We start from the raw sequence: 24252 nt of genomic DNA on the forward strand, positions 1-24252 counted from the left end.
TATCACGGATATGCGCCGCGAGGGCGCATATCCTGTGGGATTAGTCGCCGAGCGTCGCCACCATGACCGCTTTGATGGTGTGCATCCGGTTTTCCGCTTCATCGAAGACTATCGAGCCTGCGGACTCGAACACCTCTTCCGTGACCTCCAGTCCTTTCAGGCCGTAAGCCATTTCGATTTCGCGTCCCACTTTGGTGTGCTCGTTATGGAAGGCGGGCAGGCAGTGCATAAACTTCACATCAGGATTACCGGTAGCGTTTACCACCTGCTGGTTGACCTGATATGGCGTCATCAGACTGACGCGCTCCGCCCAGGCTTCTTTGGGCTCTCCCATCGAGACCCAGACGTCGGTATAGAGGAAATCCACACCGTGAACGCCGTCTTCAACGCTCTCCGTTAAGGTGATACGAGCGCCGGTAACGCTGGCGATTTCCCGGCACTGCGCGACCAGCGCGGCATCAGGCCAGAAGGACTTTGGCGCTATCAGGCGGATATCCATGCCCATCTTCGCCGCGCCCACCATCAGCGAGTTGCCCATGTTGTTGCGCGCGTCGCCCAGGTAGGCGAAGCTCAGTTCCGGCAGCGTTTTACCCGGCGCGTGTTCCAGCATGGTCATCAGATCGGCCAGGATCTGGGTGGGGTGAAATTCATCGGTCAGGCCGTTCCAGACGGGAACGCCCGCGTATTCCCCCAGCTCTTCCACAATGTGTTGACCAAAACCGCGATATTCGATGCCGTCATACATCCGCCCCAGGACGCGAGCAGTATCTTTCATGGACTCTTTATGGCCGATCTGCGAGCCGCTTGGGCCGAGATAAGTCACCTGCGCGCCCTGGTCGAAAGCGGCGACTTCAAACGCGCATCGGGTGCGGGTAGAGGTTTTTTCAAAAATCAGCGCGATGTTTTTGCCGATCAGCGTTTGCTTTTCGCATCCGGCTTTTTTTGCGGCTTTCAGCTCAATAGCCAGATCGATGAGGTGTTGGATTTCCGCCGGGGTGTAGTCAAGCAGCTTCAAAAAGTTACGATTTTTCAGTGAAATAACCATTACAATATCCTTGTTAAAATGAATTGCCTGATGGCGCTGCGCTTATCCGGCCCACGGTTATGCGCGCGCTGTAGGCCGGATAAGGCGGAAGCCGCCATCCGGTAAAAAGCCTTATGCGTCAACGTCGGCGGTTTCACACCGAATCAAAGTACCTTTCTCGCCCGCGAGAATGGCTTGCCCATCCGCCAGCGAGCCGATTCCGGCAATGCCGCGGCAATGGCTGACAAACTCAGCGCAGGCGGTCACTTTCGGGCCCATCGAACCGGCGTCGAACTGCATTTCACGAAGCAGCTCCGGCGTAACTTGCGCCAGCGGGCGTTGGGTGGGCTTACCCCAGTCGAGATACACCGCGTCGGCATCGGTCAGAATGAGCAGCGCGTCGGCGTGAATTTGGCTGGCAAGCAGGGCGGCGGACAGATCTTTGTCGATCACCGCCTCGATACCGTGGTAGCCATCGGCTTTTTCCACGACCGGCACACCGCCGCCGCCGTTACAGATAACCAGGTGATCGCGGCTAATCAGCGCGCGGATGGCATCGTTTTCCACAATGCGTTTCGGCTGCGGGGAGGGCACAACGCGGCGGAAGGCGTTACCGTCGGCTTTGAATACCCAGCCCTTTTCTGCCTGTAACGCACGGGCCTGCGCTTCGTCGTAAATCGGTCCGATATATTTGGTTGGATTGAGGAATGCCGGGTCGTTGGCATCGACTTCGACCTGGGTGAGCAGGACGCTGATTTCACGCTCCGGCAGATGATTCTTCAGCGCCTGTTGCAGCATGTAGCCAATCATGCCCTGGCTTTCCGCACCGAGAATATCGAGCGGGTAGGGCGTAACGTTAGCGTAGGCGCTATTTTGTAGCGCCAGCAGTCCTACCTGTGGGCCGTTGCCGTGCACTAACACCACGCGCCATTGCCGGGTAAGCTGGGCGATGGTTCTGGCCGCCAGTTCGATATTTTTACGCTGAATATCAGCCTCCAGCGGTTCGCCGCGTTTGAGCAGCGCATTGCCGCCCAGCGCGACGACCAGTGTGCGTTTGTTTTCCATAACGTCTCCTTTAAATACCATCGCGTTCCAGTGGACAGCTCATGCAGCGTGCGCCCCCGCGCCCGCGACCCAGTTCATCGCCGGGAATGGGAAGGACGGTAATGCCGGCTTTGTCGTATTTTTCGTTGGTCCAGATGTTGCGCTCATAGCCCACCACCACGCCGGGACGCAGGGTGAGCACGTTATTGGCGTCATTCCACTGTTCGCGCTCAGCTTCAAATGCGTCGCCGCCAGTGGTGATTAAGCGCACCTGATCGATGCCAAGCGCTTTTTCAAGAGCATGAACCAGCGTGCTCTCCTGGGTTCGTTTCAGACCGCCGCGTCCGTCTGGCGTCAGCGTCCAGCACTGAACGTCCGGGCGAACGACTTCCGGATAGACGGAGAAGGTGTCGATATCAATGTGGGTCATGACGGTGTCAAGGTGCATACAGGAGCGATGTTTTGGCAGTTCAACGGCAATGACGCGTTCCGCCTGACGATGTTTAAACAATGCCTGCGCCAGGAACTCGACACCCTGCGGCGTAGTACGTTCAGACATACCGATCAACACCGCGCCGCGGCCAATCACCAGCACATCGCCGCCCTCTAAAGTGGCGTGGTCGTAATTAATGTCCTCGTCGCCGAAATATTTAATGAAATCACCGCCTGCGAATTGAGGATGCCAGCGATAAATAGCACGTAAATTATTCGTTTCACGTTGGCGTGCAGGTTTTGCCATGGGGTTAATTGAGACGCCGTTATATATCCAGCAGGACGTGTCACGGGTAAATAGGTGATTCGGTAATGGCTTCATAATAAAGTCATTAATATCGTGAGTATCGACCACCATATTTTTTATGGAGGCGGGGATTTCACCGTAAGTTAAACCGCCGCTTAAATGGCGAGCCAGTTCACGGTGCGGCATATCCGCCAGCCAGGCGCGAATATCTGCGGCAAAGGTGGGCCCAAGGCGATAATCGGAAATTTGCGTGTCCAGTAGCCAGGCTTTAGCGTCAGCCACATCCAGCGTTTGGGTGAGCAGGTCGGTTAACAGCAACACTTCTATCCCTTGCTGGCGCAGCGTGTTGGCAAAAATGTCATGCTCTTCGCCAGCGCGCTCTACGGATAATACATCGTCAAAAAGTAATTCCTGACAATTTGAAGGGGTAAGTCTTTTTAGGCTGAGATTGGGACGATGCAACATTACGCTGCGTAATTGACCAATTTCAGAACCGACAAAATGCTTTTCCATCATTATACCTTTTACATAATTTCAAGAATAAAGAAGGAGTGGCTGCAAATATTTAGCGTGCTTGCAGTCGCGGCGTTTCAGTTAAATTCGGGAGCAATGATTGAATTTTATTTGGGTTGTTAATGTGATGAGATTCACATCAATCAAGGAGTGCTATTTTTCTTATTTAATATATGAGCCGGGTCAGAGAAATTCAAAAAACAATAAGGCATTAAATGAATTACTACGCAGCTATATGGTTTGTTATTTTTTTATTGTTAATTATTTGTTTGTTGTATTGAATTATATTTAAATCTTAACTAATTGAAAATAAAGTGATTATTTTTAAGTGTTGCATAACTATGCGTGAAGGGGATTTTATTATCGGAGATATTTAAATAATTTAAAAATAACTATGGATAGAGAAGTCATTTATGCGGGGAGAGCGAATTGTGATCGCTAAAACGTTTTTATGTTAACGCCTTTAATATCAAAGGGTTGTTAGTGATGGCGGTTTGGCGCCGCTGGGGTTTATGCATAGGTACTGCATAAAGTTGGGCGAACTATTAACAATATATAAACACCGCTGGCGATAAACATGCGCTGGCGCAAAATCGATGAGAGTAAGGGTAGTATGGCAGCCATTTTTCTCGTATAAAGAGAAAAATAAAACGCTGTTTTAACTAAGGGGATGCGATGATTATTGGCAATATTGAACATCTGGAGGCCTGGCTGCCGACGGCGTTACGGCAGGCGATTGAGCACGTCAATGCGCATGTCACGGCAACGACCGCGCCAGGTAAGTATGACATTGACGGCGACAGGCTGTTTTATATGATTTCTGAAAATATGACGGAGCCGGGCGAATCGCGCAGCGCAGAGTATCACGCCCGTTATCTTGATATTCAGATTGTGCTACAAGGTCAGGAAGGGATGGCATTCAGTACCCGGCCTGCAGGAACGCCGCACACGGACTGGCTGACGGATAAAGACATTGCATTTTTACCGACGAGCGTCGACGAGAAAACCGTCGTCCTGAACGAAGGCGACTTTGTGGTGTTTTATCCCGGCGAAGTGCATAAGCCCCTGTGCGCGGTGGGAGAACCGGCGCGGGTACGTAAAGCGGTTGTGAAAATGCTGATGGCGTAATATTTTGTTCGGATGGCGGCGCCTGCACGTTGCGATTTTGTAGGCCAACCGCCATCCGGCATCATAACGACATTATTTAGACAGCGTCGCTACCATTACTGCTTTGATGGTATGCATTCGGTTTTCCGCTTCATCAAAGACAATGCTGGCCGCAGACTCAAAAACCTCGTCGGTCACTTCCATCCCGCCATGTAAACCGTACTCTTCGGCCATTTTTTTGCCAAGCGTGGTTTCGTCATCATGGAACGCAGGCAGACAATGCAGGAACTTAACCTGCGGATTGCCGGTTAACGCCATCATCTGGCTGTTGACCTGATAATCACGCAGCAGGGCAATACGCTCCGCCCATTTCTCTTTGGGTTCGCCCATAGAGACCCAAACATCGGTATAGATAAAATCCGCGCCTTTTACGCCCGAGGCGATATCTTCGGTCAGGGTGATGGCGCCACCGTTCTTTTTCGCCATGGCGCTGCACTCCGCCACTAACGCGGCTTGCGGCCAGCAGGCTTTTGGCGCGACCAGACGGAGATCCAATCCTGTTAACGCGGCGGCTTCCAGCATGGAGTTACCCATGTTATTACGCGCGTCTCCGGCATAGACCAACGTCATCTCGTTAAAGGCTTTACCCGGCAGATGTTCCTGCATGGTGAGCAGATCCGCCAGTAATTGCGTTGGGTGATACTCATCGGTTAAACCGTTCCATACCGGCACACCGGAATATTCAGCCAGCGTTTCGACGATCTCCTGGCCATATCCTCGATACTGAATACCGTCAAACATCCGGCCCAGGACGCGGGCAGTATCTTTGATGGACTCTTTATGGCCGATCTGGCTCCCGCTGGAGCCCAGGTACGTCACGCGCGCCCCCTGATCGTATGCGGCAACTTCGAAAGAGCATCGTGTCCGGGTCGAGTCTTTTTCGAAGATGAGCGCAATATTTTTACCCACCAGCTTTTGTTCTTCTTTACCGTTTTTCTTATCGGCTTTCAGTTTGGCGGCAAGCTGCAACAGAGCAGTGAGTTCGCTGGCGGTGAAATCAAGTAACTTTAAAAAAGGTTTTTGGTAAAACGTAGACATACTTCCCTCACATGGCTTAGGCCTCTCATTGAATTAAAATTCACTTTATATGGATGATTATTCATTTGCAACCCTGTTTGATAAAACTTTTCTCGATAAGGTGGAGGCAACGTCGGCGGTATGTGACAATAAGAGTATCGGCAGGACATCTATGAGGAACGAGCTATGGCAAACCCGGAATTACTGGAAGAGCAGCGTGAAGAAACGCGGTTAATTATTGAAGAGTTACTTGAGGACGGCAGCGATCCGGATGCGCTGTACACTATCGAGCATCACCTTTCCGCTGACGATTTCGAAACGTTGGAAAAAGCCGCGGTAGAAGCCTTTAAACTCGGCTATGAAGTGACGGAGCCGGAAGAGCTGGAAGTGGAAGAGGGCGATACGGTTATTTGTTGCGACATCCTCAGCGAGTGCGCGTTGAACGCCGAACTCATCGACGCTCAGGTTGAGCAACTGATGAACCTGGCGGAAAAATATGATGTTGAATACGACGGCTGGGGAACCTATTTCGAAGACCCTAATGGCGAAGAGGGTGACGACGACGATTATGTCGATGAAGATGACGACGGCGTGCGTCACTAAAGCTGTATAGTATGACGGTACGGCAGCGTCTGCTGTCGTATTTTTTTAACAGGTTACGTATGAATTACCCGCAAATACTCTCTCCGGTGCTTAATTTCCTGCATTGCCCGACGCCGCAGGCGTGGATTGTCCAGGCCCGCGATCCGCAAAATCTTCCTCTTCTGCTTACCGATCACTTGATCTGCGAACTGAAGGCTGCGCAAACCGCGTTGCTGTTGGTGCGTAAATATGTCGCTGATAAATCGGGCGCCGACGCGCTGCTCGCCTGGCTGCAACCTTACGAGGCGTTCGCGTTTCGTCAGGGGCCGGAGCCGGATTTTGTTGCCCTGCATAGACAGATTAGCAAAAGCGCCATGCCGCAAACTGATGACCCCTGGGGACGTCAGCTTATCGACCGTATGGTGTTATTGATTAAAGAGGAGTTGCACCATTTTTGGCAGGTACGCGAGGTTATGCAGGCCAGAAACATTCCTTATGTGAAAATCACCGCCAGCCGCTACGCGAAAGGAATGTTGAAAGCGGTACGCACGCACGAACCGCTCACCTTAATTGATAAGCTGATTTGCGGGGCGTATATCGAAGCCCGCTCCTGCGAACGTTTTGCCGCTCTGGCGCCCTGGCTGGATGAGGATTTACAGACGTTTTATCTCTCGCTTCTGCGCTCCGAAGCGCGGCATTATCAGGATTACCTGGCGCTGGCGCAGCAGATTTCCACCGAGGACATTTCTGCGCGCGTGCGCTATTTTGGCGACGTGGAAGCTGACCTTATCTTGTCGCCAGACCGCGAGTTTCGTTTTCATAGCGGCGTGCCAGCCGCCGGATAAAGGGTAAAATTAAAGATTAGCGTTTTTATCTTTTACGCTGTCGCCACCTGCGTGGTCATCCGCCCGACATCAAACTGCTGGCGAGCAGAAAAAGTCATTTTCATGATATTCTGTCCTGAGTAAAGCCTGCCCTGCGGCAGGCAAAAAGAACTCACTCAGTGTTATATTCCCGAAAGGTGACCTTGAACAATGCCATTTTTGCATCATCACTACGGGTTCTTGTGTTGAAATACTTACTGTTTCACGCCTTTTGACGCTTCAGAGCAGGTCTTGCCAACAAAGGTTTGTTTAATTTTGTTGATGGAGGTTGTTTTATTACCTCCTGCATCGACATCCGATTTCATGGTCATCGCAAATTCTGTATCGCTTATTTTCGTCGTTTCTACAATAGAGTGCGATTTGACATCAGGATTATTACAGACAGTCTCATTGATCAGTTTGGTATCCGTACTTTCTACAAATGTTGTCGTGCAACCGCCTGCACTGGTAGAAAAACCCTTCACCATTTTTTTAGAATCTCCAGACATTTTAGGGGTATAACACATAAGCGTCGCTATGCCCGAATTTTTTTCATCCATTAATACTTCTTTTGTATCTGGATTGATGGTGCGCATTTCTATATTTTCCATTTTCCATTCGCCGGGCTGTATATCTAATGCATATACATTAGAGATACTAATAAACATAGCGGGGAAAACAATTGCTGATAATAGGCGTTTCATTTATAACTTCCTTGAATAATAAGTGATTCCCGGATAACAGGATGTTTCCGGGATTACTTATATCAGCAAAAATAATACCTGGCGAGGATAAATAAACGCCTGATTTTCAGAGATCCTTTAACATCCTCACTTCGCAATCGACATGTCCGGTGCAGCCGAGCGGTTCGCTAATATGTTCAAATCCTAAACGTTCGTATAGCGCAATCGCCTCGCGTAAAAAAGCCGTTGTTTCCAGATAGCAGCGTTTAAAACCCTGTTCACGGGCATGATCCAGCGCCATCAGCGCCAGCTTTTTCGCCAGTCCCTGACCACGAATCACCGGTAAAAAATACATTTTTTGCAGTTCACAAATGTCTGGTTCGCTACAGGATAACGGCGCCACGCCGCCGCCGCCCACCACACAACCGTTTTGCTCTACCACCCAGTAGGCCGCGCCCGGTTGGCTATAAACCTGATACAGTTCATCCAGATTGGGGTCGGCAACGGTATAACCTTTATCGGCGGTAAGTCCGTATTCCGCTGAAACCTGACGGATGACACGGGCAATAGCGGCATTGTCGGCGGTAGTGATTCGGCGCACCGTGAGCGTTGGCGAGGCGACATTATTCATAATATGGCTCAATTTTTAAAATTTATTTATAGATTACTTTAATACCACCGTCTTGAGTCACGCGCAAGGAGATCCTGAATCAGACAAAATAAAAGGCGGAAAAATTAAACAAAAATAGTATCGTAGTCAAATCAGTAACAATTTACTGGTTTTTATTATTAATTCTAATAGATTGTAATTCAGGGATATGATTCATGAATAACGTTATCAGTAGTAAAGATAACCATAATCACACGTTGGTGTTTACAGGCAAGGGCGGAAAGTATTTTGTTATTTGCCTTGTGAATTTCTTGTTGACGTGTATCACGTTGGGAATCTATGCGCCGTGGGCGATGGTGAAATGTCGACGTTATATTTATACTAATATGACGCTAAACAATCAGCCTTTTGCTTACAAAGCCACGGGCGGCGCATTATTTATTAGTGTGTTGTTAGTTTTTATTATTTATATTGTTAGCCTCTCTCTTATTGAACACGGTCATCCCGGTCTCGGTTTTACGCTATTCGGCTTATTAATTGCGATTATTCCTTTTATGGCGGTGAAAGGATTACAGTATCAGGCGATGATGACTTCGCTTAATGGCGTACATTTTGGATTCCAGTGTTCCATGCGGCGCGCCTGGTGGTACATGTTCGCTCTCCCGGTACTCCTGATGGTGGCGCTTTATATTGTTCTTTATATTATCTCACTGGTAACCATCGCCGTCGGCGGTTTAGTGTTCAATATCGTTTTTCTCGGTTTGCTGGCTATTATTGGGATAGGGGTCATTAACGGTATTACCTACAGCAAATGGATGACCTTGTTTGGCAATGGCGCAAACTTTGGCATTCATCGTTTCTCGATTCAGGTTAATGTTAAAACGTGCATCAGAGGGTGCGTGTTGGCAATGTTGACCCTTTTCCCTTTTGCTGTCGTGATTGGTTATCTAATCGCGCCGGTGTTCACCGACATGATTCTTTTGAGTATGATGGGGAATGCGCAGGCAGGAGGGGCGCTTATTCTGCAATATTATGGCCAGATAATGGCATGTTATTTCCTCTATTTTCTCGCGATTATGGTGGTAACCAGTTACTTATATGTGGCGTTACGCAACCTGTTTTTAAACAATTTGTCACTGGCGAACGATTCGATTCGTTTTCATTCCTCTGTCACTGCACACGGTATGCTGTGGCGGTTACTGGTGGTGTTTGTGATTTCCGGCGTGACGTTAGGGCTGGCTTATCCGTGGTTGAAAATTTGGCTGGTGAGCTGGCTGGCGCAGAATACACAGGTCCAGGGCGATCTGGATTCGCTTGAGTTAACCAATGATGAGAAGCCGCTGGAAAACAGTCTGCTAATGTGGATTTCTCGTGGCATCATGCCTTACTTCCCGTTTATCTGATGTAAAAAGGCCGACGTTTACGTCGGCCCATAATTCATGTTGTCGGATGGCGGCGTGAATGCCTTATCCGGCCTACCGATCGCGCCATGTCAATAAGCGAACGTGTAGGCCTGGTAAGCGAAGCGCCATCAGGCTTTCAGATTACAGCGCGCTAATAACCGCCTGCTGCTCAATCAGCTTCGCTTTCGCTTCTGCGTAACCGTCCAGCTTCTCACGCTCTTTGGCAATGACCGCTTCCGGCGCGCGGGCAACGAAACCTTCGTTGGACAGTTTGCCTTCGATACGGGCAATCTCGCCTTCGATTTTCGCCACTTCTTTCGCCAGACGCGCCAGCTCATCTTCTTTGTTGATGAGGCCAGCCATCGGGATCAGCAGTTCGGCGCCGTCGATGATTTTGGTCACGGAAACCGGGCCTTTGTCATCGGCTGGCAGCACGGTGATGCTTTCCAGACGCGCCAGGGTTTGCAGGAAGCTACGGTTGTCGTTAACACGACGAACGGCTTCTTCACTACAGCCGCGCAGCAGCAGTTCCAGCGGTTTGCCCGGGGCGATGTTCATTTCCGCACGAATGTTACGTACTGCGACGATCGCCTGCTTCAGCCACTCGGTATCGGCCAACGCGGCTTCATCCACCTGTGCGGCGTTATATTCCGGGAACGGCTGCAGCATGATGGTGTCGGCGGTAATGCCACAGATAACCTTCACGCGCTGCCAGATGGTTTCGGTAATGAACGGGATGATAGGATGCGCCAGGCGCAGCAGACCTTCCAGAACGGTGACCAGCGTATGGCGGGTGCCGCGCAGTTCAGACTCGGAACCCCCGGTCATTACCGGCTTGGTCAGCTCCAGATACCAGTCGCAGAACTGGTTCCAGGTGAATTCATACAGAATGCCCGCGGCGATATCGAAGCGGAAGCTGTCCAGCGCGTCGCGGTAGGCTTTAACGGTCTGGTTGAATTCCGCCAGGATCCAGCGGTCCGCCAGCGACAGCGTCATTTCGCCGCCGTTGAAGCCGCAATCCTGCTCTTCGGTGTTCATCAGCACAAAGCGGCTGGCGTTCCACAGCTTGTTACAGAAGTTACGATAACCTTCCAGACGCTTCATATCCCAGTTGATATCGCGGCCGGTCGAAGCCAGTGCCGCCAGGGTAAAGCGCAGGGCGTCGGTGCCGTGCGGCTCGATGCCATTCGGGAACTGCTTCTCGGTACGCTTGCGAATTTTCTCCGCCATCTGCGGCTGCATCATGTTGCCGGTGCGTTTTTCCAGCAGTTCCGGCAGGGAGATGCCGTCCACCATATCCAGCGGGTCGATAACGTTACCCTTGGATTTGGACATCTTCTGGCCTTCGTCGTCGCGAATCAGACCGGTCATATAGACGGTATGGAACGGCACCTGCGGCTTGCCGTTTTCATCTTTGATGAAGTGCATGGTCATCATGATCATGCGGGCAATCCAGAAGAAGATGATATCGAAGCCGGACACCATCACGCTGGTGGGGTGGAACTGACGCAGGGCGTCGGTGTTTTCCGGCCAGCCGAGGGTGGAGAAAGTCCACAGCGCGGAGGAGAACCAGGTATCGAGAACGTCTTCGTCCTGACGAAGCTGAACGTCGGCACCAAGGTTGTTTTCCTGACGCACTTCGTCTTCTGTACGGCCAACGTAGACGTTGCCGTCGTTGTCATACCATGCCGGGATACGGTGACCCCACCACAGTTGACGAGAGATACACCAGTCCTGGATATCACGCATCCAGGAGAAGTACATGTTTTCGTACTGCTTCGGCACGAACTGAATGTCGCCGTTTTCAACCGCTTCCACCGCCGGTTTCGCCAGCACGTCTGCACGCACATACCACTGGTCGGTTAGCATCGGTTCGATAACCACGCCGCCACGGTCGCCGTAAGGGACGGTCAGGTCGTGCGGTTTAATTTCTTCCAGCAGGCCCAGCGCGTCAACGGCAGCAACGACTGCTTTACGGGCAGCAAAGCGTTCCAGCTTCTGGAACTCAGCCGGAATCTCGCTGGAATAAACGTCAGACTCTTCACCTTTGGTATCGAACACTTCCGCGCTTTCGCGGATGTCGCCGTCAAAGGTCAGGATGTTGATCATCGGCAAGGCGTGACGTTTCCCGACTTCGTAGTCATTAAAGTCGTGCGCCGGGGTGATCTTCACGCAGCCGGTGCCTTTTTCCATATCGGCATGTTCGTCGCCAACGATTGGAATGCGGCGGTTAACCAGCGGCAGAATAACGAATTTGCCAATCAGATCTTTATAACGCGGATCTTCCGGGTTCACGGCCACGCCGGTATCGCCCAGTACGGTTTCCGGACGGGTGGTGGCGACGACCAGGTAATCTTTACCGTCTGCGGTTTTCGCGCCATCGGCCAGCGGATAGCGGATGTGCCACATCGAGCCTTTGGACTCGCGGTTTTCCACTTCCAGGTCAGAGATGGCGGTGCGCAGCTTCGGGTCCCAGTTCACCAGGCGTTTGCCACGGTAAATCAGGTCTTCTTTGTACAGGCGGACAAAGACTTCTTTCACGGCATTGGAAAGGCCTTCGTCCATGGTGAAGCGCTCGCGCTCCCAGTCAACGGAGTTGCCGAGACGGCGCATCTGACGGGTAATGGTGCCGCCGGATTCCGTTTTCCACTGCCAGATTTTGTCGATAAACGCATCGCGGCCGTAGTCGTGACGGGTTTTACCTTCTTCAGCGGCAATCTTGCGCTCAACCACCATCTGGGTTGCGATCCCGGCGTGGTCGGTGCCGACCTGCCACAGGGTGTTTTTACCCTGCATACGCTGGTAACGGATCATGGTATCCATGATGGTTTGCTGGAAAGCATGTCCCATATGCAAACTGCCGGTGACGTTCGGCGGCGGGATCATGATGCAGAAGGACTCTTTGCTTTCGTCGCCGTTAGGCTTGAAATAGCCCTGCTTTTCCCAGTGCTCGTAAAGCGGCTGTTCGATATCTTGGGGGTTATATGTCTTTTCCATTATTTCCAGGTTGCCGTATTCAGGTTAAAACCAGCCACGCGGTAGGCTTTGTAGCGTTCGCGCGCCAGTTGTTTCAAAGTTTCTTCGTAAGGGACGAAGTCTACCACTTCTGTGAAAGCGGTGGCAAAATCTGCAAAGCTTGTACGCAGGCTGATTAAAATATCGCGCGGGCTGCTGTTGCGTTTTTGCGGCCAGGCAATTTCAACCGGCGCGCCGCCGCGTGGGCCTTCGCCTGCCAGATTGTGCGGGACAAAACTTTCCGCCGGTCTTGCCCACAGCGCTTCATCCAGCCGAATGGCCTGCTTCTCATCTTCGCAGGCGATCAGCACGCGCTTGCCGGCGCGCCAACGTTCTGCGGCAATTTCACACACCAGTTGTTCAACGGCGCTTAAACCATTGACGGTAGTGTCATTATCCAGAAGATAGAACGTCGCATTTTTCATATATGGGGCTTCTTGTGGTGGATTTAAATGCGTTGCCATGATGCCTCCCGTAGGCCGGATAAGCGCAGCGCCATCCGGCAAAACGCCTGATGGCGGCGCTAATGCGCCTTATCAGGCCTACGGGGTAATCTCAAACTTACTCTTCGCCGTTAAAGCCCGCGCGATTGAGCAGGAACTGCGACAGCAGCGCTACCGGACGCCCCGTCGCGCCTTTCGCTTTGCCGGAACGCCATGCGGTACCCGCGATATCCAGGTGCGCCCAGTTATATTTACGGGTAAAGCGCGACAGGAAGCAGCCCGCGGTGATAGCACCACCAGGACGGCCGCCGATGTTAGCCATATCCGCAAAGTTGGACTCCAGTTGTTCCTGGAACTCATCGCCCAGCGGCAGACGCCACGCGCGGTCGCCCGCCTGCTCGGACGCGCCGATCAGCTCATGCGCCAGCGGGTTATGGTTCGACATCAGACCGGTAATGTGATGGCCCAGCGCAATCACGCAGGCCCCGGTTAGCGTCGCCACGTCGATAACCGCTTCCGGTTCGAAGCGCTCAACGTAGGTTAGCACGTCGCACAAAACCAGACGGCCTTCGGCGTCGGTGTTCAGGACTTCAACGGTTTGACCAGACATGGTGGTCAGCACGTCGCCCGGACGATACGCGCGTCCGCCCGGCATGTTTTCACAGCCCGCCAGCACGCCGATAACGTTAATCGGTAGCTGAAGCTCGGCAACCATACGCATCACGCCGTAAACCGCCGCTGCGCCGCACATGTCGTACTTCATCTCGTCCATCCCTTCAGATGGCTTGATGGAGATGCCGCCGGAGTCGAAGGTCAGGCCTTTACCCACCAGCACGATCGGGCGCGCGTCTTCGGATGGATTGCCCTTGTACTCAATCACCGACATCAGCGATTCATTCTGCGAACCGTGGCCGACCGCCAGATAAGCGTTCATACCCAGTTCGCGCATTTGCTGTTCGCCGATTACGCGGGTGATGACATTTTTGCTGTAGCTGTCGGCCAACTGGCGCGCCTGTGACGCCAGGTAGGCGGCGTTACAGATATTGGGCGGCATGTTGCCGAGATCTTTCGCTGCCTTAATCCCGGCGGCGATGGCCAGACCGTGCTGAATGGCGCGTTCGCCGCTGGTGAGCTCACGGCGGGTCGGCACATTAAAGACCATCTTACGTAGCGGGCGGCGCGGCTCGCTCTTGTTGGTCTTGAGTTGATCAAAGCTATAAAGCGTCTCTTTGGCCGTTTCGACGGCCTGACGCACTTTCCAGTAGTTGTTGCGGCCTTTGACGTGCAGTTCGGTCAGGAAACAGACGGCTTCCATCGAACCGGTATCATTCAGAGTATTTATCGTTTTCTGAATAACCTGCTTATACTGACGTTCATCAAGCTCGCGCTCTTTGCCGCAACCAATGAGGAGGATTCGCTCGGAAAGAACGTTAGGAACATGGTGCAGCAACAGAGTCTGCCCCGGTTTTCCTTCCAGTTCGCCGCGACGCAGCAATGCGCTGATGTATCCGTCGCTAATTTTGTCGAGCTGTTCTGCAATCGGAGAAAGGCGACGCGGTTCAAAGACGCCCACGACAATGCAGGCACTCCGCTGTTTCTCCGGGCTACCGCTTTTTACACTGAACTCCATGCACTATGCTCCTGAATCTTAAAGACAACAGTGGTGGCTACAGCTATACTCGTCGTCTTTCAAGTTGCAGATGCGTTGGCTGCGCCTGCTCACCCCTGTCGCTTACCTGATGTAAGCTCCGGGGCTCCACAGTCTTGCCGCCTGCCTGCAACTCGAAATCCATTAGAGTATAGAAATTGAAAGCTTTCGTAACTCATATCCGCTGTTGCGGTGACTTCGTGTTAATCTTAACGTTATTACGGCATTGGCACGTCAGAACAAGTTCTGAGAGGTGAATCCGCTGAGTATAATGATCTTAGCGATGATTTCGACGACTCAAGAGAATAAATGACGTTTAAGCCATGAAACAAGCTAAATTCCAGCAAAAAAATGGGTTTTTACGGGCGTATTTAAAGTGATAATCATAAGATATCTGGTGCGGGAGACGCTCAAAAGCCAGCTGGCGATACTCTTCATCTTACTTTTGATCTTCTTTTGTCAAAAGTTAGTGAGGATTCTCGGCGCGGCGGTTGACGGCGATATTCCCGCAAATCTGGTGCTCTCGCTTCTGGGGCTGGGCGTACCGGAAATGGCGCAGCTCATCCTGCCTTTAAGCCTGTTCCTGGGGCTGCTGATGACGCTGGGCAAACTGTATACCGAAAGTGAAATTACGGTCATGCACGCCTGTGGGTTGAGCAAAGCCGTGCTGGTAAAGGCCGCCATGGTACTGGCGTTATTTACCGGTATCCTTGCGGCGGTTAACGTGATGTGGGCCGGCCCCTGGTCGTCAAAACACCAGGATGAAGTGCTGGCGGAGGCGAAAGCGAACCCCGGTATGGCGGCGTTGGCGCAGGGGCAATTCCAGCAGGCGACTAACGGCAGCTCGGTGCTGTTTATCGAAAGCGTTGACGGCAGCGACTTCCACGATGTTTTCCTGGCGCAGATTCGCCCTAAGGGCAATGCTCGTCCTTCTGTGGTAGTGGCTGATTCCGGACACCTTACTCAGTTGCGCGATGGTTCCCAGGTTGTCACCTTAAACAAAGGGACACGTTTTGAAGGAACGGCGTTGCTACGCGATTTTCGCATCACCGACTTCCAGAACTATCAGGCGATTATTGGCCATCAGGCCGTGGCGCTGGACCCGAACGATACCGACCAGATGGACATGCGCACGCTGTGGAATACCGACAACGATCGCGCTCGCGCCGAGCTGCACTGGCGTATCACGTTAGTCTTTACCGTATTTATGATGGCGCTGATGGTCGTGCCGCTTAGCGTGGTGAATCCACGTCAGGGGCGCGTCTTGTCTATGTTGCCCGCCATGCTGCTTTATCTGCTGTTCTTCCTGATCCAGACCTCCATTAAATCGAATGGCGGTAAAGGCAAACTGGACCCGGTTATCTGGATGTGGGCGGTCAACCTGATCTATCTGGCGTTGGCGATTGGTTTAAACCTGTGGGATACGGTGCCGGTCCGCCGCCTGCGTGCCCGTTTTCTGCGTAAAGGAGCGGTATAATGCAGCCATTTGGTGTACTTGACCGCTATATCGGTAAAACCATTTTTACCACCATCATGATGACGTTGTTCATGCTGGTGTCGCTCTCCGGGATCATCAAGTTTGTCGATCAGCTGAAAAAAGCGGGGCAGGGTAACTACGACGCGCTGGGCGCGGGTATGTACACCCTGCTCAGCGTACCTAAGGATATCCAGATCTTCTTTCCTATGGCGGCGCTGCTTGGCGCGCTGCTGGGACTGGGGATGCTGGCGCAGCGTAGCGAACTGGTGGTGATGCAGGCATCGGGTTTCACCCGTATGCAGGTGGCGCTGTCGGTGATGAAAACGGCTATCCCCCTGGTGCTGTTAACCATGGCGATCGGCGAATGGGTCGCCCCGCAGGGCGAGCAGATGGCGCGTAACTATCGTGCGCAGGCGATGTATGGCGGTTCGCTGCTTTCCACCCAGCAAGGTCTGTGGGCGAAAGACGGGAATAACTTTGTCTATATTGAACGGGTGAAGGGCGACGAGGAGCTGGCCGGCATTAGTATTTACGCTTTCAACGATCAGCGTCGTTTGCAGTCGGTGCGTTACGCCGCTTCGGCAAAATTCGACCCGGAGCATAAGGTCTGGCGTTTGTCGCAGGTGGATGAGTCCGATCTGCAAAACCCGAAACAGATCACCGGTTCGCAGACGGTGAGCGGTACCTGGAAAACGAATCTGACGCCGGATAAGTTAGGTGTGGTGGCGCTGGACCCGGATGCGCTTTCCATCAGCGGTCTGCATAACTACGTTAAATATCTGAAGTCGAGCGGACAGGACGCCGGACGTTATCAGCTCAATATGTGGAGTAAAATCTTCCAGCCGCTCTCCGTGGCGGTGATGATGCTGATGGCGCTGTCGTTTATCTTTGGCCCACTGCGTAGTGTGCCGATGGGCGTGCGCGTGGTGACGGGGATTAGCTTCGGCTTCGTCTTTTACGTTCTCGACCAGATTTTTGGCCCGCTGACGCTGGTATACGGCATTCCGCCGATTGTCGGCGCGCTGCTGCCGAGCGCGTCTTTCTTCCTGATTAGCCTGTGGCTAATGCTGCGTAAGTCGTAATCACAGGCTGCCATCCGGCAATGCAGTAAAGCGCAGTGCCTGATGGCGCTGCGCTTATCAGGCCTACTATGACCCGTAGGCCTGATAAGTCCTTTCCGCCGCCATCCGGCAGACCGCCTGGTATTCCTCGAATGATGTAGTGCGTAACCTGACGCGTGGCGCTTTTGGCTACGCGTTAAGCTCAGGCAAGCTGCGGGAAAAAGTAGATCAAAAAATTTATAACGTGCTGCCGTGATAAATCTGATAACCCAAATCAATCGTATTATGGTTGAGATCGTTATTTTTAATTTTGTTGAGCAACATCTGCGCGGCTCTGCGCCCGATCTCAAAACGAGGGGTAATTACGCTGGCGAGGCTCGGTATCATTTGCCTGCCCATCTCCAGACCGTGGAAGCCGGCGATGGAGATCTGCTCCGGTACGGCCAGTTGACGCTCGCGGCACCACAGTAGAGCGCCCATTGCGATATCGTCATTAGTACAAAAGACGCCATCCACGTCCGGGTGCGCAGCAAGCGCATCACGCATTAGCTGTATCCCCAGATGGATAGAGGAGATAGCGCGGGGATTGATGCGCAACGGTGCCAGCCCCCGGCGCGTCATCGCATCGCAGTAGCCATGATAACGCTGCTCATCACGGATATCGTCTTTTGAACCCAGATAGAGGATTTTACGCCGCTGGCGTTTATCCAGCATGGTGCTGACCATATCAAAGGCGGCCTGACGGTTATCAAACCCCACCTCCATATCTAAGCGATCGCCCTGGATGTCCATGAGTTCTACAATCGGAAGGGTAGCTGAACGCAGGAATTTGACGGTTCTGAGGGTATGATATTTTTCTGAAAGAATAATGCCGTCGATATTGTAAGACAGTAAATTGATAACGGACTCTTCTTCCGAATCGCGATTGTAATTGTAATTCGCAATGAGAGTTTGGTAGTTATGACCCGACGTTACGGATTCAATCCCGGCAAGAATGTCGGCAAACAACTGGTTCTGAAAAGAGGGGATCAGCACGCCCAGAGTGTAACTTTGCGCGTTTAACAGCATAGCTGGCGCGCGATTTGGTATGTAGTTAATTTCCTCCATGATCTGCGCAATACGCTCGCCGGTTTCCCTGGCGACTTTTTTCGGTGAGCGGATGTAACGGCTCACCGTCATTTTTGTCACGCCAGCAAGCGTAGCGATATCCTGCAAAGAAATTCTGTGATTCCTCATGTTTTCTCCAGTACCGGGGGCGGGAACGTCGCCCCCATGGTTAATTGGGCTGCGGATGATGAATTAATGCAGAACCGCATTCAGCGCCAGTACGCCCAGCAACCCCATGACAGAAATCAATGTTTCCATAACGGTCCAGGTGCGTAGGGTTTCCCCGACGCTAAGATTAAAATACCCTTTAAACAGCCAAAAACCGGGATCGTTAACATGTGATGCAATAACGCTTCCCGCGCCTGTCGCCAGTACCATTAACGCCGGATCGGCGTGGGTTACGTTAATAATCGGCAATACGACGCCCGCTGTGGTTATCGCGGCCACGGTCGCGGAACCTAACGCAATACGCAGCACGGCGGCTACCGTCCAGCACATTAATAACGGAGATAGCGAGGTGCCGGTCATTAATTGCGAGATATATTGACCCACGCCGCTATCCACCAGCACTTGCTTAAACGCGCCGCCGCCCGCGATGATAAAAACAATCATCGCAATAGCGCCAATGGACTCGCCGACGATATCCATCACCTGCTCAACCGTACGTCCATTGCGTCGGCCCAGCGTAAAAATGGCGATGATAATGGCAATAAACAACGCCACTGCTGGATTACCGATAAATTCGAAGAAAACCCGCACGGCATTCGTTTTTGGCAGCGTGATTTCACATACCGCTGCGATGGCCATCAGAATGACCGGGATCACGGCGGCAAAAATACTGTTCCAGAATGACGGCATCTCTTCTTCACTGAATAGGTGAGGATTAAATAATCCTTCAGGCGGCGCTTTTTCAAATCGCGCCAGTAATTTTGAAAACAGAGGGCCGGCAACAATCACTGTCGGTATGGTAATGATTAACCCATACAGCAGGGTCGTACCGAGATTTGCCTCAAAAATTGTCGCAATAGCGGTAGGGCCGGGATGCGGCGGCAGGAAGCAGTGCGTAACGGATAAGGCGGCGACCATTGGAACCCCGACATACAGCAAGGGCAGTCCCGATGAGGCCACAATCGTAAAAACGAGCGGCAACAGCAGTACGAATCCGACTTCAAAAAACATTGCCAGGCCGACGATAAGCCCGGTGATCACCAGCGCCCATTGCACGCGTTTTTTGCCGAACGTATTAATGAGCGTCGTCGCAATGCGCTGCGCGGCGCCGGTATCGGAAATTAATCTTCCCAGCATCGCGCCAAAACCGAGGATCATGGCGAGTCCGCCCAGAGTACCGCCAATTCCGTTTTGTATGGAGTGCAGGACGTCTTGCGCGCCCATCCCTTCGGCAAATCCCACCACGGCGGCAACCAGAACAAGGGCGATAAAGCCGTTAACTTTAAAGCCAATCATTAAGACCAACAGCAGCGCAACGCCTGCCGCAATAATTATTAATGGCATATTCGTCTCTCTTATTAGCGCCAAAATAGCAGCGCTTACGCGCTGCGTCGTATTTCCCTGGTCAGACGGCAACCAGCATACCGCCATCGACAAACAGCAGATGTCCGTTAACAAAGTCGGAAGCTTTTGACGAGAGAAACACCGCTGCGCCAATAAGCTCCTGGGGATCGCCCCAGCGTGCGGCAGGCGTACGTTTGCATAGCCAGGAGGTGAAGGCTTCATCTTCAACCAGCGCTTTGGTCATCTCCGTTTTGAAGTATCCCGGCGCAATACCGTTGACCTGGATATTATGACGCGCCAGCTCCACGCACATGCCGCGAGTCAGCATCTTCACGGCACCCTTCGACGCGGCGTATGGCGTAATCGTGTCGCGGCCCAGCTCGCTTTGCATCGAACAGATGTTGATCACTTTTCCTGCCTGCCGCGCCACCATACGGCGCGTAACGGCCTGAGAGACGAGAAAAACCGCGGTCTGATTTACGGCGATGACGTCATTCCACTCCTGCTCGGGAAACTCAGTAAACGGATGACGGCGCTGGATACCGGCGTTATTTATCAGGACGTCAATGACGCCGATATCTTTTTCGATATGTTCAACCGCAGCTTCAATATCCTGTTTATGGGTGACATTAAAGGGAGCGGCAATAGCCTTTATCCCTTCCTGCTGAAGTTTCGTCACGGCTGTTTCGGCGCGTTCCGGGGTAATATCGTTAACAATAATGCGCGCGCCATAGCGACCAAGACCGGTTGCCAGCAAATAACCAATTCCCTGAGCGGCTCCGGTGATAAGGATATTTTTATCTGCCAGTGAAAAAAGATCGTTCATGATAGTGTCCCTTATTTTACTTTCTCAGAAAACGAGCTGAACTTTTGCCGCCTGTGTTTTGTCTCCGGCAAAGATCAGCGCCGCTTCCAGGTCGGTAAATGGATATTCCGCGCTCAGTAACGGCAGCGGATTGATAACGCGGTTGGCAAGCCAGGAAACCGCAGTATTAAATTCGGTAGTAAAGCGGAAAGAGCCTTTCAGGGAGATCTCTTTGCTTATTACCATCATCATCGGGAAGTTGGGGACTGCGCCGCCCATGCCAACCTGCACCATCACGCCTTTGGCCCGTGTGACTTCCAGACACGTTGAGATAGAGGAAGGATGCCCGGAGACTTCAAAACTGATATCGAAATACCCTTTTTCTGCTTTCCAGCCATCAAGAGAGTCATGCTGTGGGTTCACCAGCGTATCCGCGCCCATCTGCCGGGCCAGCGAGAGAGAACGGGTACTGATATCGGCACATACCACTTCCGCCGCGCCCAGCGTTTTTACCGCGCTAACAATCAGGCAGCCGATAGGGCCAACGCCGGAGATAAAGACGCGTTTGCCCTGCAGATCGCCCGCCTCATGAGCCGCATGAATGGCAACCGCCAGCGGTTCGGCAAAGGCCATGGCTTTTTCGTCCGCCTGTTCCGGCCAGGGAATGCACTGAGCGGTATCGACAGCTTTAAATCGGGTAAAACCGCCATCGACATGCGGAAAATACATGGCGCTGCCAAAGAAACGCATTTCAGTACAGTGGTTTTCTTCATGCTGCAGACAGTATTTGCAATGACCGCAAGGCTTCGATGGATTAATCGCTACCGGTTGACCTTCACGTAATAAATCTGAGTCGCTATGAACGATTTTGCCAATCACTTCATGACCTAAAATCATTGGCGCTTTTACTGTAAAATTGCCGACTTTGCCTTCCTGATAATAATGTAAGTCAGACCCACAAATGCCGCCTCGGGTAATTTGTACGAGTGTTCCTTTATTATTCCATTCAATATTTTGTTCCGTAACGGCAACAGCACGCTTACCCGCAACAACGCAGGATTGAGTTTTTACTTCCATAAATTCCTCACTGGTCAGGTAGTTACCCTGAACGCATTTAAGCGGTTTTATTTGTCATTATTTGTGACTTATGTCACGCTGGAAAATTGTTACACTACAATGTTACGCATAACGTGATGTGCCTTAGAGTTCTTCTCTATGGAAATTAAAAAACGTGAAATTGTCGAACGTAGAGGCGTAATATTGTGGTGTGGAATATGACTCAGAGGTATTTAAATGGCCGGGGAAAGCTATATTTTAATGGGTGTTTCAGGTAGTGGTAAATCTTTAATAGGCAGCAAAATTGCAACATTATTTTCTGCGAAGTTTATTGACGGCGATGATCTCCATCCGGCGAAAAACATTGATAAAATGTCTCAGGGAATACCGTTAACTGATGAAGACCGTTTACCCTGGCTGGAACGATTAAATGACGCTTCATACAGTCTTTATAAAAAAAATGAGACGGGATTTATTGTCTGCTCGTCATTAAAAAAACAGTACCGCGATATTTTACGTAAGAGCAGCCCTAACGTACATTTCCTGTGGCTGGATGGCGATTACGCTACCATTCTGCAGCGAATGCAGCGTCGTGCCGGGCATTTTATGCCGCCAGACCTGCTGCAAAGTCAGTTTGACGCGCTGGAGCGACCGTGTGCCGATGAACATGATATTGCGCGTATCGATGTTAATCATGACATCGAGCACGTGACGGAGCAGTGCCGACTGGCTGTACAGGCTTTTCGTCAGGCACTCAGCGCTTCCTGATCATTGTCAAAGCGCTGAGTCAGGCGGTCAGAAGTCAGCTTTTAGCACTACACGATAGCGGGCTTTGCCGTCGCGAACGTGCTGGATAGCCTCGTTGATTTGTGACATTGCGAACAGTTCCGTGGTGGGCGCGACTTTGCTGCGTCCGGCGAATTTCATCAGTTTGCGAAGTTCATATGGCGTTCCGGTTGCCGAGCCTGAGATACTGCGATCGCCGGCAATTAATGTAAACGCCGGTACGGGCAGCGGCTTCAATACGGCCCCAACGGTATGGAAGTTGCCGCCATACGTCAGCGCTTCGAAGTAGGGCTGCCAGTCGAGATCGACGTTGACCGTGTTAATAATGAGATCGAACTGGCCCGCCAGTGCTTTTAACGCTTCCGGATCGCGGCTGTTCACCACGTTATTGGCCCCCATCGCCAGCACTTCCTGCTCTTTCGATGGATTTGAGCTGAACGCGGTGACTTCGCAGCCCATTGCATGTAACAGCTTTATGGCGATATGCCCAAGCCCGCCAATACCGATGACGCCAACGCGGCTGGTAGCAGTAATATGGTGCATCAGTAGCGGTTTAAAGACCGTAATGCCGCCACATAACAGCGGGCCTGCGGACGCCATATCCATATTCTCCGGAAGAGGAATTACCCACTGCCAGCCCGCGCGAAGCTTCTCGGCAAAACCGCCACGATTGAGGATAGTGGGCACTGCGCCTTCCAGGCAGTTAATTTGATTGCCGCTGATACAGGCATCGCAGTGTCCGCAGCTGCGCGCCGTCCAGCCGATTCCAACGCGCTGGCCGACTTTTAGCCCCTTATCCTGTGCCGCGCTGCCGAGTGCGGCCACCCGACCAATGACCTCATGTCCGGCAACCAGAGGGTATTGAGAGAACCCCCATTCATTGTCGATCATTGACAGATCGGAATGGCAGATCCCGCAGTAGTCGACCCGTACCTCGACATCTTCCGGTTGGAGTTCTCCCGCGTCATATTCATAGAGTTCGAGCTCGCCGCCCGCCTCTTTGGCGGCGTAGCTTTTTATTATCGTCATTGTGTTTCCCTTAATGTGGTGTTGAACTGAAAAGTGTAGAGCATGGAGGCAAGGGACGCCCGGCGTTAATCTGCTGGAGAAGGCGGGAAGTAGCCTGATTATTCTATTTAATACTCAACGCTGCTGAAATTTTCAGCACTTAGCGATACAGGTGTATGCTCGTGCTTGCATGGCGGCGTATGACAGGTATAATCCACAACGTTTTCCGCATACCTCTTCAGTGCCGAAGTGGCGAAATCGGTAGACGCAGTTGATTCAAAATCAACCGTAGAAATACGTGCCGGTTCGAGTCCGGCCTTCGGCACCAAAAGCATGTAAATGGACCTCAATTGAGGTCTTTTTTTATGCCTGAAATCCGCGCCACACAAAGCTTTCCGCGATTTTTCCTTCAACTGAAGTCAATCTAACTCAACCCACATCAACAAGCTTGTGAGTATACTAATGAGTATATTTTCCGATTCTATATTGCTTGTATACTCACGAGATACCAATCGAAGGAGGTCCATCATGACCTAACGGATACTAAAGTTCGTTCTGCGAAACCTGAGGATAAAGAGTATTCACTTGTTGACGGTGACGGCATGTTCCTTACTTGTAAAACCTAAATAGCTGCGCCAAATAGTAGATCACTTTGAGGGAACTCAGCCCGGATTGTGCGATCTGATCAA

General features: G+C 51.9%; 23 protein-coding genes, 1 tRNA gene and 1 pseudogene. 10 read left to right on the forward strand and 15 right to left on the reverse strand.

Annotated elements, in window-relative coordinates; all coding sequences use genetic code 11:
* Positions 1–40: 40 nt before the first annotated feature.
* Positions 41–1045 (reverse strand): ornithine carbamoyltransferase, encoded by a 1005-nt coding sequence (gene argF, locus NA624_RS04255; RefSeq protein ID WP_000237031.1) that lies wholly within the window; start codon positions 1043–1045, stop codon positions 41–43.
* A 23-nt stretch (positions 1046–1068) separates the two neighbouring features.
* On the opposite strand from argF (NA624_RS04255), the pseudogene NA624_RS04260 reads away from it, so the two are divergent.
* A pseudogene (locus tag NA624_RS04260) lies at positions 1069–1151 on the forward strand (hypothetical protein); the annotation flags it as partial.
* A 5-nt stretch (positions 1152–1156) separates the two neighbouring features.
* On the opposite strand, the gene arcC reads toward NA624_RS04260, so the two are convergent.
* Both arcC and arcA read right to left on the reverse strand, forming a co-directional pair.
* Entirely contained in the window at positions 1157–2089 is a 933-nt protein-coding gene (gene arcC / locus NA624_RS04265; protein ID WP_000428751.1) for a carbamate kinase, read from the reverse strand.
* 10 nt (positions 2090–2099) lie between these two features.
* Positions 2100–3320, reverse strand: coding sequence for an arginine deiminase (gene arcA, locus NA624_RS04270; RefSeq protein ID WP_000410844.1), 1221 nt, complete (start codon positions 3318–3320; stop codon positions 2100–2102).
* A 675-nt stretch (positions 3321–3995) separates the two neighbouring features.
* On the opposite strand from arcA, the gene NA624_RS04275 reads away from it, so the two are divergent.
* Entirely contained in the window at positions 3996–4448 is a 453-nt protein-coding gene (locus tag NA624_RS04275; RefSeq protein WP_000583457.1) for a YhcH/YjgK/YiaL family protein, read from the forward strand.
* 72 nt (positions 4449–4520) lie between these two features.
* Here the strand turns inward: NA624_RS04275 and argF (NA624_RS04280) are convergent, their stop codons facing one another.
* Together argF (NA624_RS04280) and argL are read right to left on the reverse strand one after the other, a co-directional pair.
* Positions 4521–5525 (reverse strand): ornithine carbamoyltransferase, encoded by a 1005-nt coding sequence (gene argF, locus NA624_RS04280; protein ID WP_000103041.1) that lies wholly within the window; start codon positions 5523–5525, stop codon positions 4521–4523.
* Entirely contained in the window at positions 5495–5674 is a 180-nt protein-coding gene (argL, locus tag NA624_RS04285; RefSeq protein ID WP_371045364.1) for a putative translational regulatory protein ArgL, read from the reverse strand. Before argL ends, argF (NA624_RS04280) begins: the two co-directional genes overlap by 31 nt.
* 16 nt (positions 5675–5690) lie before the next feature.
* Between argL and rraB the strand changes: the two genes are divergently transcribed.
* Both rraB and miaE read left to right on the forward strand, forming a co-directional pair.
* Complete coding sequence (gene rraB, locus NA624_RS04290) at positions 5691–6107, forward strand: ribonuclease E inhibitor RraB (RefSeq protein WP_000002940.1); 417 nt, start codon at positions 5691–5693, stop codon at positions 6105–6107.
* 11 nt (positions 6108–6118) lie between these two features.
* Entirely contained in the window at positions 6119–6931 is an 813-nt protein-coding gene (miaE, locus tag NA624_RS04295; RefSeq protein ID WP_000218453.1) for a tRNA isopentenyl-2-thiomethyl-A-37 hydroxylase MiaE, read from the forward strand.
* Positions 6932–7164: 233 nt separating this feature from the next.
* Here miaE and NA624_RS04300 read toward each other — a convergent pair whose 3' ends face one another.
* A complete protein-coding gene (locus tag NA624_RS04300) occupies positions 7165–7653 on the reverse strand; it encodes a DUF3617 domain-containing protein (protein WP_000826197.1) in 489 nt (162 codons plus the stop codon).
* 106 nt (positions 7654–7759) lie between these two features.
* Complete coding sequence (locus tag NA624_RS04305; RefSeq protein WP_001519079.1) at positions 7760–8263, reverse strand: GNAT family N-acetyltransferase; 504 nt, start codon at positions 8261–8263, stop codon at positions 7760–7762.
* A gap of 194 nt (positions 8264–8457) precedes the next feature.
* Here NA624_RS04305 and NA624_RS04310 point away from each other — a divergent pair, with 194 nt between their 5' ends.
* On the forward strand, positions 8458–9645 hold the full coding sequence (locus tag NA624_RS04310; RefSeq protein WP_001066980.1) for a YjgN family protein: 1188 nt from the start codon (positions 8458–8460) through the stop codon (positions 9643–9645).
* 141 nt (positions 9646–9786) lie between these two features.
* Here NA624_RS04310 and NA624_RS04315 read toward each other — a convergent pair whose 3' ends face one another.
* The 3 genes from NA624_RS04315 to pepA form a co-directional block, all read right to left on the reverse strand.
* Positions 9787–12642, reverse strand: a complete 2856-nt coding sequence (locus tag NA624_RS04315) for a valine--tRNA ligase (protein WP_000416353.1) — start codon at positions 12640–12642, stop codon at positions 9787–9789.
* On the reverse strand, positions 12642–13085 hold the full coding sequence (gene holC, locus NA624_RS04320) for a DNA polymerase III subunit chi (RefSeq protein ID WP_001523689.1): 444 nt from the start codon (positions 13083–13085) through the stop codon (positions 12642–12644). Before holC ends, NA624_RS04315 begins: the two co-directional genes overlap by 1 nt.
* A 136-nt stretch (positions 13086–13221) precedes the next feature.
* On the reverse strand, positions 13222–14733 hold the full coding sequence (gene pepA / locus NA624_RS04325) for a leucyl aminopeptidase (protein ID WP_000397158.1): 1512 nt from the start codon (positions 14731–14733) through the stop codon (positions 13222–13224).
* A 280-nt stretch (positions 14734–15013) separates the two neighbouring features.
* Here pepA and NA624_RS04330 point away from each other — a divergent pair, with 280 nt between their 5' ends.
* The 3 genes from NA624_RS04330 to lptG all read left to right on the forward strand — a co-directional run bounded on the left by NA624_RS04330 (position 15014) and on the right by lptG (position 17310).
* Complete coding sequence (locus NA624_RS04330) at positions 15014–15064, forward strand: hypothetical protein (RefSeq protein ID WP_212724070.1); 51 nt, start codon at positions 15014–15016, stop codon at positions 15062–15064.
* Between the two features lie 63 nt (positions 15065–15127).
* Positions 15128–16228, forward strand: coding sequence for an LPS export ABC transporter permease LptF (gene lptF, locus NA624_RS04335; protein WP_000584132.1), 1101 nt, complete (start codon positions 15128–15130; stop codon positions 16226–16228).
* The gene (lptG, locus tag NA624_RS04340; RefSeq protein WP_001182242.1) at positions 16228–17310 is read left to right on the forward strand and encodes an LPS export ABC transporter permease LptG; all 1083 of its coding nucleotides are present in this window, start codon (positions 16228–16230) and stop codon (positions 17308–17310) included. The genes lptF and lptG overlap by 1 nt, the downstream gene beginning before the upstream one ends.
* 216 nt (positions 17311–17526) lie before the next feature.
* Here lptG and idnR read toward each other — a convergent pair whose 3' ends face one another.
* The 4 genes from idnR to idnD all read right to left on the reverse strand — a co-directional run bounded on the left by idnR (position 17527) and on the right by idnD (position 21790).
* Complete coding sequence (gene idnR, locus NA624_RS04345) at positions 17527–18525, reverse strand: DNA-binding transcriptional regulator IdnR (protein WP_001244061.1); 999 nt, start codon at positions 18523–18525, stop codon at positions 17527–17529.
* Between the two features lie 63 nt (positions 18526–18588).
* The gene (gene idnT, locus NA624_RS04350; protein WP_001128356.1) at positions 18589–19908 is read right to left on the reverse strand and encodes a gnt-II system L-idonate transporter; all 1320 of its coding nucleotides are present in this window, start codon (positions 19906–19908) and stop codon (positions 18589–18591) included.
* A 61-nt stretch (positions 19909–19969) separates the two neighbouring features.
* Complete coding sequence (gene idnO, locus NA624_RS04355; protein ID WP_000998680.1) at positions 19970–20734, reverse strand: gluconate 5-dehydrogenase; 765 nt, start codon at positions 20732–20734, stop codon at positions 19970–19972.
* A gap of 24 nt (positions 20735–20758) precedes the next feature.
* A complete protein-coding gene (idnD, locus tag NA624_RS04360) occupies positions 20759–21790 on the reverse strand; it encodes an L-idonate 5-dehydrogenase (RefSeq protein WP_000453354.1) in 1032 nt (343 codons plus the stop codon).
* Between the two features lie 216 nt (positions 21791–22006).
* On the opposite strand from idnD, the gene idnK reads away from it, so the two are divergent.
* Positions 22007–22537: a gluconokinase gene (gene idnK, locus NA624_RS04365; RefSeq protein WP_000896756.1), complete on the forward strand. Its 531-nt coding sequence runs from the start codon at positions 22007–22009 to the stop codon at positions 22535–22537.
* Positions 22538–22564: 27 nt separating this feature from the next.
* Here the strand turns inward: idnK and ahr are convergent, their stop codons facing one another.
* Positions 22565–23584 carry an NADPH-dependent aldehyde reductase Ahr gene (gene ahr, locus NA624_RS04370; protein ID WP_000152558.1) on the reverse strand — a complete coding sequence of 340 codons (1020 nt, stop codon included), beginning with the start codon at positions 23582–23584 and terminating at the stop codon, positions 22565–22567.
* Positions 23585–23806: 222 nt separating this feature from the next.
* On the opposite strand from ahr, the gene NA624_RS04375 reads away from it, so the two are divergent.
* Positions 23807–23891 (forward strand) — tRNA-Leu (locus tag NA624_RS04375).
* Positions 23892–24252: the final 361 nt, after the last annotated feature.

Source organism: Salmonella sp. NW38 (genome assembly GCF_051807745.1).
In the GTDB taxonomy this organism is placed as follows: Bacteria; Pseudomonadota; Gammaproteobacteria; order Enterobacterales; family Enterobacteriaceae; genus Salmonella; species Salmonella enterica.

Excerpts from the sequence above, each read along its gene's own strand:
- idnT (WP_001128356.1), bottom strand. The coding sequence starts at position 19,908 with ATGCCATTAATAATTATTGCGGCAGGCGTTGCGCTGCTGTTGGTCTTA.
- lptG (WP_001182242.1), top strand. The coding sequence starts at position 16,228 with ATGCAGCCATTTGGTGTACTTGACCGCTATATCGGTAAAACCATTTTT.
- argL (WP_371045364.1), bottom strand. The coding sequence starts at position 5,674 with ATGTCCTGCCGATACTCTTATTGTCACATACCGCCGACGTTGCCTCCA.
- ahr (WP_000152558.1), bottom strand. The coding sequence starts at position 23,584 with ATGACGATAATAAAAAGCTACGCCGCCAAAGAGGCGGGCGGCGAGCTC.
- arcA (WP_000410844.1), bottom strand. The coding sequence starts at position 3,320 with ATGGAAAAGCATTTTGTCGGTTCTGAAATTGGTCAATTACGCAGCGTA.
- pepA (WP_000397158.1), bottom strand. The coding sequence starts at position 14,733 with ATGGAGTTCAGTGTAAAAAGCGGTAGCCCGGAGAAACAGCGGAGTGCC.
- NA624_RS04305 (WP_001519079.1), bottom strand. The coding sequence starts at position 8,263 with ATGAATAATGTCGCCTCGCCAACGCTCACGGTGCGCCGAATCACTACC.
- arcC (WP_000428751.1), bottom strand. The coding sequence starts at position 2,089 with ATGGAAAACAAACGCACACTGGTCGTCGCGCTGGGCGGCAATGCGCTG.
- idnK (WP_000896756.1), top strand. The coding sequence starts at position 22,007 with ATGGCCGGGGAAAGCTATATTTTAATGGGTGTTTCAGGTAGTGGTAAA.
- rraB (WP_000002940.1), top strand. The coding sequence starts at position 5,691 with ATGGCAAACCCGGAATTACTGGAAGAGCAGCGTGAAGAAACGCGGTTA.
- NA624_RS04275 (WP_000583457.1), top strand. The coding sequence starts at position 3,996 with ATGATTATTGGCAATATTGAACATCTGGAGGCCTGGCTGCCGACGGCG.
- idnD (WP_000453354.1), bottom strand. The coding sequence starts at position 21,790 with ATGGAAGTAAAAACTCAATCCTGCGTTGTTGCGGGTAAGCGTGCTGTT.
- idnR (WP_001244061.1), bottom strand. The coding sequence starts at position 18,525 with ATGAGGAATCACAGAATTTCTTTGCAGGATATCGCTACGCTTGCTGGC.
- idnO (WP_000998680.1), bottom strand. The coding sequence starts at position 20,734 with ATGAACGATCTTTTTTCACTGGCAGATAAAAATATCCTTATCACCGGA.
- NA624_RS04310 (WP_001066980.1), top strand. The coding sequence starts at position 8,458 with ATGAATAACGTTATCAGTAGTAAAGATAACCATAATCACACGTTGGTG.
- argF (WP_000237031.1), bottom strand. The coding sequence starts at position 1,045 with ATGGTTATTTCACTGAAAAATCGTAACTTTTTGAAGCTGCTTGACTAC.
- miaE (WP_000218453.1), top strand. The coding sequence starts at position 6,119 with ATGACGGTACGGCAGCGTCTGCTGTCGTATTTTTTTAACAGGTTACGT.
- argF (WP_000103041.1), bottom strand. The coding sequence starts at position 5,525 with ATGTCTACGTTTTACCAAAAACCTTTTTTAAAGTTACTTGATTTCACC.
- NA624_RS04300 (WP_000826197.1), bottom strand. The coding sequence starts at position 7,653 with ATGAAACGCCTATTATCAGCAATTGTTTTCCCCGCTATGTTTATTAGT.
- NA624_RS04315 (WP_000416353.1), bottom strand. The coding sequence starts at position 12,642 with ATGGAAAAGACATATAACCCCCAAGATATCGAACAGCCGCTTTACGAG.
- holC (WP_001523689.1), bottom strand. The coding sequence starts at position 13,085 with ATGAAAAATGCGACGTTCTATCTTCTGGATAATGACACTACCGTCAAT.